The following is a 16,583-nucleotide window of genomic DNA, read 5'->3' on the forward strand; positions in this document are numbered from 1 at the left end:
GTTATGAAAACTAAAACAATTTTGGAGCTGCTTACTTTAAGTTCAAGTATTTATTTTTTAGCAAAAGACACTAATTTTTTGGATAAAATAAATAAGCTGACAGAAAAGGGAAAGGAAAACATAAATAGAGTGGTTTCTGAGTCTCAGTTAGATGAAAACGGTAATGAAATGGAGTTTGTAGATAAAATTATTTTAAAAACCCATGAATTACAAGAAGAACTTAACGAGAAAATAGAAGAACTAGTTGCCAAATTTTACAAAAAAATAAATGTGGCCCATTTAGATGAAATTAAGGCATTAAATGAACGAATTGATAAACTGGATCAAATGGTTGCTTTATTAGAAGCAAGACTCAATAGATTTGAAGCATAAAATATGGGAGTCATTACAGATATTAGAAAAAAAATTAATTCGATTTCTAGGTACAATCAAATTCTTAGGGTCTTAATAAAATATGGCCTTGAAGATTTTGTTTATTATTTAGATGAAAGTAAACAATACACTTTCCTTCAAAAGTTCATTCCAAATTCCACCAGAATTTATATTAAAAAATACAGTAAATGGGCTAAAATGAGACTGGTATGCGAAGAATTAGGCCCAACATTTGTCAAATTTGGTCAAATTTTAAGTAATAGACCAGATTTGGTGCCATTAGAACTAACACTTGAGCTAGAAAAACTTCAAGACAATGTGCCTCCAATGCCAGAAAATGTTGCAAAGGACGTTGTTGAAACAGAATTGAAAGATACAGTTGAGAACTTATTTGCATGGTTTGAACCTATTCCTTTTGCATCGGCATCCATGGCACAAGTGCACAAAGTAATATTGCATTCAGGAAAACGTGTTGCTTTAAAAATACAGCGAGCAGGAATATATGATGTCATTATAGAGGATATAAAAGTAATGTATAGAATAGCCCATGTTTTAGAAAGAAGATTACCTTCTTTAAGAAGTTTTGATCCTATTGGTTTGGTTAAAAATTTTGAAGCATCTATTTTAAAAGAACTTGATTTTATTCATGAATCTATTAACGCACAACGATTTTATATAAATCTTACAAATGATGATACAATTGAGCAATTTGCAAATGCTCCAAGAACATATCAAGAATATACAACTTCAAAAGTTTTGGCATTAGAGTTCGTTTCTGGAATTAAAATAGATAGGATAGACGAATTAAAATCAAATGGATTTGAAACAAATGTAATTGCTAGAAGACTTGCAATTAGTTACTTCAAACAAATATTCGAATATGGCTTTTTCCATGCCGATCCTCATCCAGGAAATTTATTAGTTCTACCAAATGGCCATATTTGCTATTTAGATTTTGGCATGATGGGAAGCATGTTGCCAAGAGATATTTCAATATTTGGAAAGTTGTTTATAGCCATTACAAATAAGGATATTAAAAAAATTATTAAGGAATTACAACGGCTTTCTAATAATGCTGCCATATCAAATATGAGAGACTTAGAGTTTGATATCAACGAGTTTGTAGAGAAGTATTATGTAAGAGACATTCATGAAAATGAAATGAGTACCATTTTATTAGAACTCAAAGATATTATAATTGCTCATGGCTTGAAGGTGCCTACTTATTTTTTCCTTTTTGCCAGATCTTTAGTGACTATTGAAGGTGTAATAGCCAAACTAGATCCTAAATTTGAGCAATTTGAAATTGTGAGACCTTATTTAAAAAACAGTGCAGCACAAAAATATAACCCATTAAAAATAGGAAAGAAAATAGTGAATTCTGTGGTAGAATTAACCAACTATATGGAAGATTTTCCGTCAGATTTAAAAAATGCAATACATAAAATCAATTCAGGGCAAATAAAGGTAGATTTAACCCATAAGGGCATAGACCCAATGGTACACACGCTTCAAAGAATAACCAAACAATTAATCACAGCATTTATAATGGTTGCATTAATCATATCCGCTTCATTATTTATAATATTTGAAATTCACCCACTTTTAAATGGTATTTCATTCCTTGGTATTGCAAGTTTTATTTTGGCTGTATTTTTGGGCTTTGGTATGCTATTAAACATAAAAAGGGGAGATTATGACTATTAATTATTCAGCAATTAAACCATAAAAAAAGGCACAATTAGAATTGTGCCTTTTTACCAAATTTTAAAAACTTATGCTTTACTAAACGCTTTTTTGAAATGATCAAAAGCTTCAGAAATTTCATTTTGAAAATGTTCAAGTTTTGATTCTTCTTTTTTCTTTCCGTATTTGCTTTTAAACTTATCGATGAAGGAGTTGAATTCGTTTTTTCCTTTCTCAAACGAATCTTTAGAAGTTTTTGGTTCTTTATTGAATTTTTGTTCTAATATCTCCAACTGAATTTTAAATTGTTCCATTTCAATGAGCGCCAAAGCATACATGCTATTTAGGGTTTCATTGGATTTGATTTTCACTTCAATTTCATGAAGTAATGAAAGCCATTGTTTTTTTTGCTTTTTAAAAATTTCTTTTGTTTCTGCTTTGCCCAAAGCTAATTGTACACGTAGTTCTTCAAACTTGGCATTGATTTCTTCAATTTTATGTTTAATACCCTTAATTTTAAATTGGCTGTCATGAATAAAGAGATTGAATTTCTTTTTAATCTCTTCATATTTGTCCTGTGCTTCTGCTTTTCCTAAGGCAGTTGTTACTTGAAATTCCTCTAACTCAATGGCTGTTTTTCTAAGTGCGCCAATAATGTTGTCTACAAACTGAATATCCTTCTTATTTTTCATGGCTATATGTATTATGATGATATTAAATGTCATAACTATAGCTTAATACCACAATGATTTTCATCATTTCGATTCTCATGCTATTAGTATAATTTTAAGTTAAGTATGAGATATTATGTTAAAATTCAATCAGATACTAAAACATTTGAAAGACTTCTTAAGGGAAATTGGAGAGTTAACTCATTTTACTTCACGTTTTTTTAAAGAAGCCGTTAGATTACCTTTTGAATTTAAGGAATTGTTGAGGCAATCTTATAATATGGGAAATCGTTCCTTGCTATTGGTAGCTATCACTGGGTTTATCATAGGTTTGGTATTAACATTACAAACCCGACCTACACTTATGGAATTTGGAGCGGTTTCTTGGATGCCTTCTATGGTTGGAATCTCAATAGTTCGAGAAATTGGACCAATGATTACTGCATTAGTTTGTGCAGGAAGAATAGGTTCTGGAATTGGCGCAGAAATTGGTTCTATGCGGGTTACAGAACAAATTGATGCCATGGAAGTTTCTGGAACCAATCCTTTTAAATACTTGGTGGTTACACGTATTATGGCTACAACATTAATGATTCCGCTATTGGTAATCTTTGGTGATGCAATTGCATTATACGGGTCTTATTTGGTAGAAAACATTAAAGGTGCTGTATCGTTTCAGCTCTATTTTAATCAGGTTTTTGATACGTTAGAATTTGGCGATATAGTTCCAGCAACTATAAAATCATTCTTTTTTGGATTCGCTATAGGGCTTGTAGGTTGCTTTAAAGGCTATTTCTGTGACAAAGGAACTGCAGGAGTTGGTAAAGCTGCAAATTCTGCGGTTGTATTTACTTCTTTGTTACTATTTATCATTGACTTTATTGCTGTTTTGGCTGCTGATATTTTTTATGAATTATGAAAGCACAATTAGACATATTAAAAGAAGATAAGAATATAGGAACTCGTGAAGCGGTTTTAGAATTAAAAGACTTGAATAAAAGTTTTGAGAATAATCATGTTCTCAAACACTTCAATATGAAATTGTATAAAGGAGAGAATTTGGTAATTATGGGAAAATCAGGATCGGGAAAATCAGTAATGATTAAATGTCTTGTGGGATTGATGGAAGCAGATAGCGGTCAAATAACTGTAATGCACAAGGATATTACTAAGTTAGATCAAGCAGCATTAGATGTGTTACGTGCCGATATTGGCTTTTTGTTCCAAGGAAGTGCACTGTATGATTCTATGACTGTTAGAGAAAATTTGGAATTTCCTTTAAGGCGACATTCAGAAAAATTGAGTAAAAAACTCGACAGGGAATCGTTGGTTATCGAAGCTTTAGAAAATGTAGGTTTGGCTCATACAATTGATTTAATGCCAGCAGAATTGTCTGGAGGTATGAAGCGAAGAATTGCTTTGGCAAGAACTTTAATTCTTAGGCCTAAAATAATTTTATACGATGAACCAACCAGTGGATTAGACCCAATTACAGCTAAAGAAATTATTATACTAATGCAAGATGTACAAAAAAAATACAATACATCGTCTCTCATCATCACCCATGATGTTGATTGTGCCAGAGTAATTGCAGACAGAATGATACTATTAATTGAAGGAACTAATTATGCCGAAGGAACTTTCAAAGAACTATCATTATCTGATGACCCAAAAATAAAGGCATTTTTCAAACAGTAAAAAGAAAGCATATGAAAAACACTAATTCACAAACAATAAGATTAGGTCTGTTTGTTATTATAAGTACAATTGTGTTTGTAGTGGCAATCTATCTTATTGGGCAAAAGCAAAATATGTTTAAAAAAACATTTACTATTGGAGCCTATTTTCAAAATGTTAACGGGTTACAAAAGGGAAATAATGTTAGGTATTCCGGAATTAATATAGGCATAGTAAGCGATATTAATATGGTAAACGATTCTACTATAAAAGTGGATATGACCATTGAAGAAAAAATTACCTCACATATTAAAAAAAATGCCATAGCCACTATTGGTTCAGATGGGTTGGTGGGAAATATGATTGTTAATATTCTTCCGGGTAATGGTATTGATTATGTAATTAGTAATGGAGATATCATTGCAACTTATAGTAAAATAGGGGCAGATGATATTCTGAGTACACTAAGCGTTAGTTCAGAGAATGCGGCAATACTTACCTCAGATTTGCTGAAAATCACGAGAGCCATGATAGAAGGTAAAGGAACTCTGGCCGTATTATTAAATGATACAATCATGGCAAAAGACTTAAGATATGCCGTTACAAATTTGAAAGCAGCAAGTAAAGATGCTTCAAATACTATAGGAGAAATTAATCAAATTGTATCATCATTAAAAACCAATGACGATACTGTTTTAGGAATGCTTTTAAATGATTCTATTTCAGGTGAAAAAATTAAATCTGTAGTCAGCAACCTTGAGACATCTAGCCAAGAGATTGAAAATATATTGTTGAACATTAATACGGTTGTGGATGACTTTAATTCTAGTCAAGGGGCTTATAACTATGTAGTAAAAGATACGAGTCTGGTAAACAGTTTGAAATCTGCACTTATAAACATTAATGAAGGCACAGATAAGTTTAACCAAAATATGGAAGCATTAAAATATAATTTTTTAACACGTGGTTATTTTAGAAAATTAGAGCGTGAACAAAAAAATGAGGCAAGAAAAAATAATGACTAAAAACATCTCACTATGAGATGTTTTTAGTCATTAAAATTAAGTTTTTACTGAATGTTTAGGCATATTCAGGATAATAATCCACTACTAGATTGTTAACAACTTTTGTAACTCCTGGAGCAAAAAAAGCAGCCTTTCTGGCGTCATCTTTTTCAGGAACAGAATGAACTGTACCACTTAATTTAACGGTATGTCCATCTACTTCAACTTTTATTTTTTTTGACTCAAGTCGTGCTGATCTTTCAAAAGCTTTGGTAATTCTGCTTTCAACTTCAAAAGGAGTTAGTGCTTGTTTTATGGAAATGTTATTAACAACACCTTTAACACCATATAAAGTTTTTATAGAATTATAGGCAGATCTTTTTTGATATTCCCAAGGAAGTTCGCCTGATAAATAAACCCAAGCATCTTCAACTTTAATTTTAACAGAGTCATTTGGCACAGAAGAATTCCATTTTATGGCATCAACGGCTGCTTTTGCTATTTCAGTATCTGATTTGTTATCTCCTGCATTATATACAATTTTAATGTCTTCAACTACAGCTTTTACACCATAAACATTTTTAACTGCTTTTTCAGCTGCTATTTTTTTTGCGTATGAATCAACAGTTCCTTCAAGGGTAACAATTCCGTCTTTAACAATAACACCTATTTGGGTCTCATCAATATTAGGTAGCCATTCCAATTCAGAAAGAATATCTTCCTTAAGTTTTAAATCTGTTTTCATGATAATTATATTTATATGAATTTAACAATGTCTAAAAGTATGTTACTAACCAAGAATTTGAAATGATGGGTATCAATCCACTCTAAATTGATAAGATTTTTTTGTTTATTTATTCACGGAAATTAAAGCTCCTGACAGATTTAAAACCTATCAGGATCTTTTGCTGAATTTTAAATTAATGTTTTAAGATTTTTTTTAGAATTGATTTTTTCACTGAAACATTAATGCCATCACTTATTTTCACAAAAATACAAACCAAGTTGTAATCCGCTTAAATTAAGTGTTTGAACATTAGATGAGGTATTTATTTTAGTTGAAAGTACCTCTTGTTCAAGTATGTTATAAATGTTTATCAAATTTCCAGCTGAACTTTTTATATTAACAATACTTTTTTTTGTTGGGTTTGGGTATATAACAAAAGTTTCAATTTTAGAACCTTTTTGTTATGAGATAAGGATAAACATCTGTATTAATTGCTCAATAGATGTTATAAAATGTTTATAATTATAAATTGATAAATATCAATTCACAAAGGGGAAATGTAGCAAGATTATGACAATAATTCAATATTTGAAATTTCTGGACGCATGCCTATTCTTCCAGGAAAACCTAACCAACCTAAACCTCTGTTAACATATAAATATTGGTTGTTATGTTTATACAGTCCACCCCAATGTTTGTATTTGTATTTTATTGGACTCCAGTTCATTTTTTTATATTGAAACCCCATTTGCATTCCGTGTGTATGTCCGGATAAAGTAAGAGTAATATCTGTTTTATCAATGACTTCTTCGCTCCAATGAGTTGGATCATGTGAGAGCAGTATTTTGAATGGAATAGTTTCCACATTTTTTAGAGGTAATTTTAAATCTCCATATTTCTTAAATGGTGGATTTCCCCAATTTTCGACCCCAATAACAGCTATTTTGTTTTTATCTAGCTCAATTATATGAGATTCATTACAGAGCAATTTAAAGTTGATTCTTTTGTAAAACTGTTTTATCGCATTGAAGTTTTTTTCTTTTTCTTGAATGTTTTTCCATTGGCTATAGTCTCCATAATCATGATTTCCTAAAACTGCATATTTTCCTTTTTTGGCCTCCAATTTATCTAAAACATCGTCCCATCCGCGAAGTTCCCATGCATAATTATTTACTAAATCTCCTGTAAAAAAAATAAGGTCAGGATTTAAGTTATTAATTAATTTCACTACTCTTTCGAGTATTTTGTACCGATAGTTAAAACCTCCTAGATGTAAATCTGAAATATGAACAATTTTTAAGTTATGAAACTGTATTGGTAAATGTTTAAAATGTATTTTAATATGATGAACTTTAAATTTATAAACAGCTATAAAAATACCATATACAATTACAAAAAAAGGTAAAAATCCAGAAAATAGGCCTGCTAGAGAAAGGACTAAAAGAGACACGTTTTCTGGAACCAAAGTCCTAGTTAAGTATAGTATTGATATAATGATTATAAAAATAATTTTGGGTAAGAAGGAAGATATAGTAAGACCATATAATGAAGAAATTAGTAATTGTTTTCTTCTAGGATTGATATCATCCAAGGTGATTTTAAGAATGATAATAGCTGTAATTAAGCCAATAGTAAAAACCCAAAATAATATAGTTATGGTTATTTTTAAAAAGTTGGAATTTAGAAGCGTTGTAATAGACCTCAACCAGTAAAATGCAGTAATATCAACAATTAATATGGCTATGCATAACAGTATAATGGTGAAAAGAGAAAAGCTACGCATATCGTTATGGATTAATTGCTACTTTTTTTTAACCTTCGTTTATCGCGTAAAGCCCATAAAATACTTTTTACGTCTGCAGCCCAATTGTCATACATAAAAATAAGCGCTATTTCTTCAAAAGTTTCTAATAAGCCTATAATGATCATGGTATAAAACAAAGCGTATTCTGGTGAAAAGAATAACGACCATAAGATAAAAATGCTTTGAAGAATTGCTGAAAGTTTAGCTAAATAGGTGTGAAATGCTGTTGCCTTTCCATACTTGAAGTAAGCCAAAAACATTTGGATGATATAAGGTATAAATACAACAAGAATTAAAATTATGTTGGTTTTTATAAATTCGCTTTCAAAATAAAATAAGCCAATTAAACCTACAAAAAGTGTAATTTGGTCTCCAAAGGAATCGAGCTGAGAACCTCTTGCACTAGTAATTTTTAGTCTTCTGGCTAAATAACCGTCAATAGCATCGGTACAATAACTTATTAACAATAACCAAGTGAAAGTTGAACGAATATCTAACCAGATTATAATTAATAAAAATGGCGCTGCAAATATTCGGTAAAATGAAAACCAATCGGCAATATTATAATTTTTAAATGTAAGCATGCTTTTGTTGAAAAATATTAAGATTTAGCTTCATTTAAATCTTGATTGACCAGTTTACAAGTCTATAAATAAATCATATCAATCAAATTTTTAAAATCTATAACTAATACCTGCTATCCAATAAAACGTAGTTTCAAGATCTTCTTTATACACCTCGGAATCTACTGTTAATGTAGCTGGATTTTGTGGAATTACAAAAGTTGGTGATAATGATATAATAAAAGGTTTATTAATATACCAAACAGGCAAACTAAATTCTATGGCCATAAGCCCAAATTTTTCACTTTCTTCAAGAACTAAAGTAGTAGTGGTTGTTGTGGTAGTGGTAGTACTTCCTCCAGTACCTTGTCCGGTACCTTGACCAGATCCAGATCCACCAGATCCCTGACCAGAACCTGAGCCAGTAGTTCTTTCACTTCCAAAGCGATTGTAGATATAGTATTGTTCATAAAAATTTTGAGATCCAAAATATACTCCGATGCTTGGGGATATTTGGAAATCTTTGTTTATAGTAATGAAATCATGACTTATTTCGGAAGAAAGAAACATATCTGAACCACTGTTTTTATTAAAGAAACTAGTTAATGATATGCTGGTTTCTATAATATCAAAATCATATCTTAAAGTAGCAGTTAAATCGGCCTCCACTTCAGAAATAACATTGTAACTATCTGAATTAAAGAAATATTTGGTAAATGAAATGTCTCCACTAAATTTTTTAGAAGTAAAATCATATCCAATAGTGCCTAAAAATAAATCAACTCTGTTTTCATCTGATTTAGTTAGATATGAAAGCGAGCCTGTTGCATAAAAACCAGATTTGTTATAATAGGTAATAGAAGGGTATAAATATGGAGCAGTAATAGAGTCTTTTCGCCCTAAATAAACAGCGTCATTTATGTAGTTAATTCCTATAGAAACATATGATAAATCTGTTCCTTTTGTGTGTTTTACTGCATCTGATTTGTTTTGACAATACAGAATGTTGCTGCTTAAAATAACAAATGACAAGAGAATAAGTTTTATAGTGGAAGTCATGATTATTGGTTTTAAATTAAAAAAAGAGGATTTTAACTTCTTAAAATCCTCTTTTTCCTATTTTAATTAAGAAGTTGCTTTTTTCTTATTTTGCTTCTTAATTTGTAAATTATTTTTATTCATGTTTTTATTCAAAACTTTTTCATTTATCATTTTTCTATGTTGAATCATGTTTTTATACATTTCTCCATCCATGTTAATGCATTCTCCATCTTGAAGACGTAATTGAGCACGATCTCTTGTTTGATAAGTTCCGTCTGGATTCACAACAGTTCCATTGTTTAGTCTTACTTGTTCAGTAACACGGTTTTGTGATTGGTTTTTTATTTGATAAGCATTGCCATCAATAACCATTATTTGATATCTGTTTAAGTTACGTTCTTGAATTTGGTTTTGTGCTAATCCTTTGTTTTCTTGTTCAATTTTATAACGATATTGGTACTCATTGCGATATTTTATGCCATCATTATCTAAACATTCACCATCTCTTAAGCGTAATCTTTCTTGATCTTTAGTTACGTAAGTTCCGTCAGGATTAACTATAGTTCCATCATCTAATACTATTTTGTCTTTTAACATAACTTGGTCTCGATCTCTAATTTGTAAAAGATCTCCATCAACCAACATGACTCTGTCTTGATCTTTATCTCTATCTTGTATTTTGTCTTGTGCGTGTACTGTTGTAATTACTATAATTGCCAACACTAGTAATAGGGTTAATCTTTTCATGATATTATTATTTTTTTATTAATACTAGCTAAAAGTAATGTGAAGGTGTTTTTTTCAAAATGATTTCTATCAATTGAATTGTGTTTATAACAGACACTTTTAAATAAGAAGAATCTCCTTTTTTTATTTCTTCAGAAGTATTGTTTATGAGGATGTGAAAACTTCAAAAAATAAAATTTTAATTACGTTCAAAATAGTTTTTGTATTGATGCAAATCATTGTAAAACAATGATTTGTTTAGGTATTTTATGAACTTAAAATTCTTATCATGAAAACAATAAGGTTAATTTTAGCAGTACTGTTATTTGGGTTATTTCTAAACTTTGAAAGTTGTGGACCAGTAATTGTTTCATCTGGTCCAAGTTATTCAACACCATCGTGGTTTTACCCTAATAGAGTTGTTAATTTAAGGTATGTGTATTTTCCAGATTATATGGTTTATTATGATTTAAGCTTGAGTAACTATATTTATTTTGAAAATGGTGTATGGCTAACAGTAAAAGTTTTGCCACCAAGATTTAATGGCATAAATTTTAAACATGAAAGACGTATTAGGGTTAATAATTACTATGGTGATAATATTAGGGAATACCATAGAAATACAAATACTAATGTTAAAGGTAGAAGAACATCAAATGATGATGAACCCATAATGAACAGACTCAGAAATTAATAAAGTTTTGGTTGAAATAAAATGAACTCATTTAGATTAATGGCATCAATGACTCCAATGAGTTTGCCATTTTCTAAAACTGGAAAAAACGAGTTTTTTTGACTATGAATTAATTGATATACCTTGTTAAGATCATCATCACTATTGAAAGTTTTAAATGAAGTATTCATAACATCCCTTACCAAAGAGTTTTCGTTTTTTACGTTTTCCACGATATCTTGGTAATATAGTAATCCAATAACAGTATCATTTTCAGTAACAACAAAATTATTCTCTGTGCCCGAAATAATACTGTCCATAACGTCTTTAATTGTGTTTTCCGGATGAAAAGTTGTAAATTTTGTAATTAAGGCTTCTTTCACAGTATGTCCTTTAAGAAGTGCCAAATGATGTACCATCTGGTTTTCTCCATAAGCACCTAAAAATATGACAAGCGCTATAAAAATGAGAAACGGATTATAGATTAGGCCAATAAGTAAAAATATGACAGCTATAAATTGCCCAATGGTTGAAGCAATTTGCGTTGCTTTAGCACGGTTTATTTTAATAGCTAATATCGCTCTCAAAATTCGTCCTCCATCCATTGGAAAAGCTGGAATTGTATTAAATACTACAAGTGCAATATTTACTATATATAAATAAAACAAGAAATTCTGTACGGTAAAACTACTTAATGTTTCAAGGGCTTCCGTGAAATTTAAATGCATAAATTCCTTAACCGGAATTATAAAATAGAGTAGTAGCGCGATAATAACGTTAACCAAGGGACCAGCTAATGTTACTAACAGTTCTTGTTTTGGTGATTCCGGAATTTTTTCCATGGTAGCCATTCCACCAATGGGTAATAAGGTAATTTTTTTAGTATTGATTCCAAAATGCTTAGCGGTTAATGCATGACCCAATTCGTGCAATATTACACATATAAAAACAGCTAAAACCAATGAAATATTGAACAGAATACTCTTTGTGTTTCCACCTTGTTTTATTTCACTTAATATTATCCATAGAATTAAAAAAATAAAAGTCCAATGGACTTTTATTTTAATTCCAGAAACACTTCCTAAGTTAATGTTGGCTTTCATTGAAAATCACTTTCTTTATTAATTTTTTGAATTGTCCATTTTTTGTTTTCATCCATAACAGCGTAAAGGTTGTCTGAAATGCGTTTGGATGTAATTTTTGGAGGTGTTCGTAAATACTTTTTATCAAGATTAACATTAAAACCTTTAGGTGTTAAGTATTGAATAACGTGCCCGTTGTTGTCAATAACTGCATCATAATATTTATAGTTTACAATATTTTTCCCTAAAACATCATTTCCTCCAAGCTCTTCTTTGATTAAGACTAAAACAATGGCTTCATTGTCAACAAAATTTAAAGCATTTAAATATTGAGGCTCAATTACAGTTTTTCCAAAAATGTCTATATAGCCAAAATATGAAATGCCGTCTTTTTCTTTCGAAATTAAACACCTATCATTTTTGAATATTGGATATTCGCCGTCATCATGATTAGTGGCAACTAAATCATTTCTAAAATTTATTACAATATCACCATTGGTATTTATAAATGCCCATTGATGGTCTTTTTTAATAGCTGCAAGACCATCGTTATAAGAAGAAATGTAATTTATGTTTTCAATGGTTTGTGCAAAGGCAAAAGCTGACATTAAAAACAATATTGTAACTAGAATTATTTCTTTTTTCATGATAAAATATTTTAAATTACTCATTTAAAAGTATTAGGTTTTCTAGTTTTTCAAAATGATATTCATCATTACATCACAGTATTATAGATACTGTTTAATAATTGAAATAATGTCATTTTTTTGTAGTACACCTGATTGACGCCAAAGCAGATTTCCGTTTTTAAAAAGAATCATGGTAGGGACTCCTCTCACTTGGTATTTCCCAGCCAGTTCTTGGTTTTTATCAACGTCAATTTTTACAATTTTTATGGAATCATTAAGGTCGTGTTTTACTTGTTTTAAAATAGGGGCAAGCATTTTACAAGGTCCGCACCATTCTGCATGAAAATCAATCAAAACGGGCTTATTTGTATTAATAATAGTGCTAAAATTATTTTTCATTTTTAAATGTTTTTTAATTCCCTGTCTAAATTGGCAAGCATGATTAATTCTGATTTGTTAATTCCAGAAAATGCATTTGCTATGGCTCCAGCCGTTTTTAATATTAATTGCCTAACGTTTTCTGTAAACAAGTGCTTTTGTGCGTTTTTATAACTCACAAAATCTTCAAAACACGATTTTGCATTCAGTCTTTCCTGAATATTTAATAAGTCAAAAACAATTTCTATTTGATATGCTGCATCAGACCCAAAACCATCTTCAATAGAATCCAATCCTAACCATTGTTTTTTTACTAATTCTTTTAGTTTATCAAATTCAACTTTTCTAACCTCATTGTCTGATGCAGCAATGGCATAAAAAAGTTTACCAAGGTTTTGGTAAAATTTAAGTGTTAATGTTTTTCCGTTTCTCATAACAAAATAAATTTAATCAATTGCTTAGTAAGGTATTATGATAAATATCAAAATGAATAAAATAAAATAATCCAATTTTTTTGCGATTTTTTTCGTAAATTGTAGGATACCATCCAATAATAACATTAATAGTCCTTTTTTTAATAGAAAAATTAATGTTTAGGCAGATAGACCAGATATCCAGTATTTTATTAGAAGCCATTACAGAGGCGGTTATTATTGTTGATAATCATCAAAAAATAATGGAAGTGAACAACTCTGCCGTGGATATGTTTGGACATTCAAAGGATGACATAATAGGCAGAGATTTCAATATTTTACTTCCTTCAAATTATCATAAAGATCACACTGATTTCTTCAACGAATTTTTAAAAGATTCAACCAGGAAAAGAATGAGTGAATCAAAAGATATTTATGGTTTAAAAAAAGACGGGGATATTATTGAATTAGATATTGAACTAATACCATTTTCTATATATAGCAGAACCTATGTGATGGCATTAATTAAAGATATTTCAAGTCAAATTGAGATTGAAAGAAATTTAATGATTAAAAGCCGGGCTTTAGAATCTGCAACTAATGGTATTGTAATTACCGATGCTTTAAAACTCGATAACCCAATAATTTATTTTAATGCCGCATTTCAAAATATAACAGGCTACAGTAGCGAAGAAATTCTAAATCATAATTGCAGGTTTTTGTATGATAATGACTTAGATCAAGAACCGCTTAACAAACTTAAAGAAGCCATAAAAGAAGGGGAAAGCTGTAGAGCTCTGTTGCGCAATTACAAAAAGGATGGCACACTATTTTGGAATAATTTATTTGTTATGCCTATTAAGGATAATGAAGGCCTGCTAACAAATTTTATAGGAATTCATCAAGATATTACTGATAGGATTAATGAAGAACAAACGCTTCAACATTTTGCAACGATATTTGATGAATCTTTAAATGAAATTCATGTTTTTGACGCAAAAACCTTAAAGTTTATAAATGTTAATTATGGTGGCCAAAAAAATATTGGATACACAATGGATGAGTTATCCAATATGACGCCTCTAGATATTTTGCCATATTTAGATGAAGCAGGGTTTAATGAAATTGTTAATGTATTATTTGAAAGGAATGTAGAAAAAATTGAAATTGAATCTGTTCATAGAAGAAAAGATGGTTCAACATATCCTGTAGAAACCCATTTGCAATTATCAAAAATAGGAGATAGAGAAGTTTTTGTTGCTATTATATTAGACATCACCGAACGAAAAAATTATACTAAAAAACTTGAAAATAAAGTTGATGAAAGAACAAAACAATTAAAAGTCGCTCTACGAAAAGAAATAGAACTTAATGAATTAAAAACAAAGTTTTTGTCACTATTGTCTCATGAATTTAAAACCCCTTTAAGTGCTATTTTAACTTCTGCATTATTGCTAAGCAGATACCAATTAACCGAACAACAAGAAAACAGAAATAAGCATATAAGAACCATAATAGATAAAGCTAAATTATTGAATAATATCTTAACTGGTTTTTTATCTATTGAAAGATTTGAAGCAGGAAATATAAGTTATCAATTCAGTAATTTTAAAATTAGTGGAATTGTTAATAATGTTATTTATAATGCTAAAATGCTCTTAAAAGATGGCCAACAAATAAAATACAGAGAGAATATTGATGATTTGTCATTATATCAAGATGAAAAAATTGTTGAATTGATACTCACTAATTTAATACATAATGCCATTAAATATTCTCCTGAGAATTCATCTATTTATGTTGATATAGAACAGAATGAAGAGCAAACAATAATAAAGATTACCGATACTGGAATTGGTATTCCAGAGAAAGATCAAAGAAATATTTTCGACCTCTATTTTAGAGCTGAAAATGTTATTAATACAGAAGGAACGGGGATTGGCCTTAACATTGTAAAGAACCATTTAGACTCGTTAAACGGATCTATAAGTTTTGAAAGTAAAGAGCACCTTGGAACAACCTTTACAGTTTCTATACCAAATACAGCTAAATCATGAAAACCGTTTTAGTCATAGAAGATGATAAAGCTTTAAGGGAAAATACGGCCGAGATTTTAGAACTATCTAATTATAAGGTTATAACCGCTTCAAACGGAATAAAAGGCCTTAAAATGGCAGAAAAATTCTTGCCAGATATTATTGTTTGTGATATTGTGATGCCCGAACTAGACGGTTATGGAGTGTTTAAAAATTTTTCTGAAAAAAAAATAAAGAAATATATCCCTTTTATTTTCCTATCTGTAAAAGGCGAAAATGCTGATATAAGAAAAGGCATGAATTTGGGTGCAGATGATTATGTAACCAAGCCATTTACTGATGAAGATATTTTAAGCGTTATTGAAAGTCGTTTAAATAAAGTGTCAAGGTTGCACAATTTTGAAATGAAAAAGAATGACTTAACTGAAGTAAATAATGAGAATGAAATAAAAACACTTAATGATTTAAAAAACTTTTTTGATGACAATGGAGTTCTGTTTGAATTTGATAAGGACGAAATTATTTATAGGGAAGGCGATCACTCTAATTATATTTATTTAATTGGTGAAGGTGCTGTAAAATGTTATCAAATTGATGAGCAAGGTAAAGAATTGGTTACCGCATTATACAGAGAAGACGATCTGTTTGGCTATACGTCATTTACTAATAATATACCACATAAAGAAACAGCGGCAGCTATTGAAGACATTAAGTTATATGGTATATCAATTATAGAGTTTAAAAACATACTTGAAAACAATCATAAATTAGTTTTAGAGCTCATTGAACTTTTGGCCGATAATTTATCCAATCTAAAAGAACAATTATTAGAAATGGCCTACAGTTCTGTAAATAAAAAAACTGCTGCCACCATTTTAAAATTTGCTGAAAAAATTAATCATAGACCAGGAGATTCAATAAAGGTTTCTAGAAGTGATTTAGCAAGTGTTGCAGGTATTGCATCAGAAACATTTGTGAGGGCTCTTACATTACTTAAAAATGAAGGTATTGTTCAGGCAGATGGCAAAAATTTTAAAGTCATAGATTTAGAAAAGCTAAGAAAAATCAAGTAAATCTATTCATTCTACTTAACGACTTTCA

General features: G+C 29.9%; 19 protein-coding genes. 8 read left to right on the forward strand and 11 right to left on the reverse strand.

Features of this window, described 5'->3' with window-relative positions:
* The first annotated feature begins 3 nt into the window (after nucleotides 1–3).
* Complete coding sequence (locus V8G69_RS03280; protein WP_394880372.1) at nucleotides 4–372, forward strand: hypothetical protein; 369 nt, start codon at nucleotides 4–6, stop codon at nucleotides 370–372.
* Nucleotides 373–375: 3 nt separating this feature from the next.
* The gene (locus V8G69_RS03285) at nucleotides 376–2,079 is read left to right on the forward strand and encodes an ABC1 kinase family protein (RefSeq protein WP_394880374.1); all 1,704 of its coding nucleotides are present in this window, start codon (nucleotides 376–378) and stop codon (nucleotides 2,077–2,079) included.
* A gap of 68 nt (nucleotides 2,080–2,147) precedes the next feature.
* Here V8G69_RS03285 and V8G69_RS03290 read toward each other — a convergent pair whose 3' ends face one another.
* Nucleotides 2,148–2,750 (reverse strand): hypothetical protein, encoded by a 603-nt coding sequence (locus V8G69_RS03290; RefSeq protein ID WP_394880376.1) that lies wholly within the window; start codon nucleotides 2,748–2,750, stop codon nucleotides 2,148–2,150.
* 115 nt (nucleotides 2,751–2,865) lie between these two features.
* On the opposite strand from V8G69_RS03290, the gene V8G69_RS03295 reads away from it, so the two are divergent.
* From V8G69_RS03295 to V8G69_RS03305, 3 genes are read left to right on the forward strand one after another with little or no spacing between them, the layout of a single operon-like run.
* On the forward strand, nucleotides 2,866–3,648 hold the full coding sequence (locus tag V8G69_RS03295) for an MlaE family ABC transporter permease (protein WP_394880378.1): 783 nt from the start codon (nucleotides 2,866–2,868) through the stop codon (nucleotides 3,646–3,648).
* The gene (locus V8G69_RS03300; protein ID WP_394880380.1) at nucleotides 3,645–4,427 is read left to right on the forward strand and encodes an ABC transporter ATP-binding protein; all 783 of its coding nucleotides are present in this window, start codon (nucleotides 3,645–3,647) and stop codon (nucleotides 4,425–4,427) included. The genes V8G69_RS03295 and V8G69_RS03300 overlap by 4 nt, the downstream gene beginning before the upstream one ends.
* An 11-nt stretch (nucleotides 4,428–4,438) precedes the next feature.
* Complete coding sequence (locus V8G69_RS03305; RefSeq protein ID WP_394880382.1) at nucleotides 4,439–5,431, forward strand: MlaD family protein; 993 nt, start codon at nucleotides 4,439–4,441, stop codon at nucleotides 5,429–5,431.
* 55 nt (nucleotides 5,432–5,486) lie between these two features.
* Here V8G69_RS03305 and V8G69_RS03310 read toward each other — a convergent pair whose 3' ends face one another.
* The 6 genes from V8G69_RS03310 to V8G69_RS03335 form a co-directional block, all read right to left on the reverse strand.
* Complete coding sequence (locus tag V8G69_RS03310; RefSeq protein ID WP_394880384.1) at nucleotides 5,487–6,155, reverse strand: BON domain-containing protein; 669 nt, start codon at nucleotides 6,153–6,155, stop codon at nucleotides 5,487–5,489.
* A 230-nt stretch (nucleotides 6,156–6,385) separates the two neighbouring features.
* On the reverse strand, nucleotides 6,386–6,583 hold the full coding sequence (locus V8G69_RS03315; protein ID WP_394880774.1) for a T9SS type A sorting domain-containing protein: 198 nt from the start codon (nucleotides 6,581–6,583) through the stop codon (nucleotides 6,386–6,388).
* 122 nt (nucleotides 6,584–6,705) lie between these two features.
* The gene (locus V8G69_RS03320; RefSeq protein ID WP_394880386.1) at nucleotides 6,706–7,920 is read right to left on the reverse strand and encodes a metallophosphoesterase; all 1,215 of its coding nucleotides are present in this window, start codon (nucleotides 7,918–7,920) and stop codon (nucleotides 6,706–6,708) included.
* Nucleotides 7,921–7,931: 11 nt separating this feature from the next.
* Nucleotides 7,932–8,525, reverse strand: coding sequence for a CDP-alcohol phosphatidyltransferase family protein (locus V8G69_RS03325; RefSeq protein WP_394880388.1), 594 nt, complete (start codon nucleotides 8,523–8,525; stop codon nucleotides 7,932–7,934).
* Nucleotides 8,526–8,615: 90 nt separating this feature from the next.
* Nucleotides 8,616–9,563, reverse strand: coding sequence for a hypothetical protein (locus V8G69_RS03330; protein ID WP_394880390.1), 948 nt, complete (start codon nucleotides 9,561–9,563; stop codon nucleotides 8,616–8,618).
* A gap of 66 nt (nucleotides 9,564–9,629) precedes the next feature.
* Nucleotides 9,630–10,292, reverse strand: a complete 663-nt coding sequence (locus V8G69_RS03335; protein WP_394880391.1) for a DUF6799 domain-containing protein — start codon at nucleotides 10,290–10,292, stop codon at nucleotides 9,630–9,632.
* 344 nt (nucleotides 10,293–10,636) lie between these two features.
* On the opposite strand from V8G69_RS03335, the gene V8G69_RS03340 reads away from it, so the two are divergent.
* Nucleotides 10,637–10,702, forward strand: coding sequence for a prepilin-type N-terminal cleavage/methylation domain-containing protein (locus tag V8G69_RS03340; RefSeq protein ID WP_394880775.1), 66 nt, complete (start codon nucleotides 10,637–10,639; stop codon nucleotides 10,700–10,702).
* A 259-nt stretch (nucleotides 10,703–10,961) separates the two neighbouring features.
* Here V8G69_RS03340 and V8G69_RS03345 read toward each other — a convergent pair whose 3' ends face one another.
* From V8G69_RS03345 to V8G69_RS03360, 4 genes are all read right to left on the reverse strand, one after another.
* Nucleotides 10,962–12,047: a M50 family metallopeptidase gene (locus V8G69_RS03345; protein WP_394880392.1), complete on the reverse strand. Its 1,086-nt coding sequence runs from the start codon at nucleotides 12,045–12,047 to the stop codon at nucleotides 10,962–10,964.
* Nucleotides 12,044–12,673, reverse strand: a complete 630-nt coding sequence (locus tag V8G69_RS03350; protein ID WP_394880393.1) for a WG repeat-containing protein — start codon at nucleotides 12,671–12,673, stop codon at nucleotides 12,044–12,046. Before V8G69_RS03350 ends, V8G69_RS03345 begins: the two co-directional genes overlap by 4 nt.
* Nucleotides 12,674–12,754: 81 nt before the next feature.
* A complete protein-coding gene (gene trxA, locus V8G69_RS03355; protein WP_394880394.1) occupies nucleotides 12,755–13,054 on the reverse strand; it encodes a thioredoxin in 300 nt (99 codons plus the stop codon).
* 2 nt (nucleotides 13,055–13,056) lie between these two features.
* Nucleotides 13,057–13,467: a hypothetical protein gene (locus tag V8G69_RS03360; protein WP_394880395.1), complete on the reverse strand. Its 411-nt coding sequence runs from the start codon at nucleotides 13,465–13,467 to the stop codon at nucleotides 13,057–13,059.
* 155 nt (nucleotides 13,468–13,622) lie between these two features.
* Here V8G69_RS03360 and V8G69_RS03365 point away from each other — a divergent pair, with 155 nt between their 5' ends.
* Nucleotides 13,623–15,503: a PAS domain S-box protein gene (locus tag V8G69_RS03365; RefSeq protein ID WP_394880396.1), complete on the forward strand. Its 1,881-nt coding sequence runs from the start codon at nucleotides 13,623–13,625 to the stop codon at nucleotides 15,501–15,503.
* Entirely contained in the window at nucleotides 15,500–16,555 is a 1,056-nt protein-coding gene (locus V8G69_RS03370; RefSeq protein ID WP_394880397.1) for a response regulator, read from the forward strand. The genes V8G69_RS03365 and V8G69_RS03370 overlap by 4 nt, the downstream gene beginning before the upstream one ends.
* Nucleotides 16,556–16,583: the final 28 nt, after the last annotated feature.

The sequence above is a fragment of the Gaetbulibacter sp. M235 genome (assembly GCF_043876835.1).
Taxonomy (GTDB): Bacteria; Bacteroidota; Bacteroidia; order Flavobacteriales; family Flavobacteriaceae; genus Yeosuana.

Bases quoted from the DNA above. Each gene is read 5' to 3' on its own strand.
- V8G69_RS03350 (WP_394880393.1), bottom strand. From the start codon at position 12,673: ATGAAAAAAGAAATAATTCTAGTTACAATATTGTTTTTAATGTCAGCT.
- trxA (WP_394880394.1), bottom strand. From the start codon at position 13,054: ATGAAAAATAATTTTAGCACTATTATTAATACAAATAAGCCCGTTTTG.
- V8G69_RS03330 (WP_394880390.1), bottom strand. From the start codon at position 9,563: ATGACTTCCACTATAAAACTTATTCTCTTGTCATTTGTTATTTTAAGC.
- V8G69_RS03310 (WP_394880384.1), bottom strand. From the start codon at position 6,155: ATGAAAACAGATTTAAAACTTAAGGAAGATATTCTTTCTGAATTGGAA.
- V8G69_RS03370 (WP_394880397.1), top strand. From the start codon at position 15,500: ATGAAAACCGTTTTAGTCATAGAAGATGATAAAGCTTTAAGGGAAAAT.
- V8G69_RS03305 (WP_394880382.1), top strand. From the start codon at position 4,439: ATGAAAAACACTAATTCACAAACAATAAGATTAGGTCTGTTTGTTATT.
- V8G69_RS03365 (WP_394880396.1), top strand. From the start codon at position 13,623: ATGTTTAGGCAGATAGACCAGATATCCAGTATTTTATTAGAAGCCATT.
- V8G69_RS03325 (WP_394880388.1), bottom strand. From the start codon at position 8,525: ATGCTTACATTTAAAAATTATAATATTGCCGATTGGTTTTCATTTTAC.
- V8G69_RS03280 (WP_394880372.1), top strand. From the start codon at position 4: ATGAAAACTAAAACAATTTTGGAGCTGCTTACTTTAAGTTCAAGTATT.
- V8G69_RS03360 (WP_394880395.1), bottom strand. From the start codon at position 13,467: ATGAGAAACGGAAAAACATTAACACTTAAATTTTACCAAAACCTTGGT.
- V8G69_RS03300 (WP_394880380.1), top strand. From the start codon at position 3,645: ATGAAAGCACAATTAGACATATTAAAAGAAGATAAGAATATAGGAACT.
- V8G69_RS03285 (WP_394880374.1), top strand. From the start codon at position 376: ATGGGAGTCATTACAGATATTAGAAAAAAAATTAATTCGATTTCTAGG.
- V8G69_RS03290 (WP_394880376.1), bottom strand. From the start codon at position 2,750: ATGAAAAATAAGAAGGATATTCAGTTTGTAGACAACATTATTGGCGCA.
- V8G69_RS03335 (WP_394880391.1), bottom strand. From the start codon at position 10,292: ATGAAAAGATTAACCCTATTACTAGTGTTGGCAATTATAGTAATTACA.
- V8G69_RS03320 (WP_394880386.1), bottom strand. From the start codon at position 7,920: ATGCGTAGCTTTTCTCTTTTCACCATTATACTGTTATGCATAGCCATA.
- V8G69_RS03295 (WP_394880378.1), top strand. From the start codon at position 2,866: ATGTTAAAATTCAATCAGATACTAAAACATTTGAAAGACTTCTTAAGG.
- V8G69_RS03345 (WP_394880392.1), bottom strand. From the start codon at position 12,047: ATGAAAGCCAACATTAACTTAGGAAGTGTTTCTGGAATTAAAATAAAA.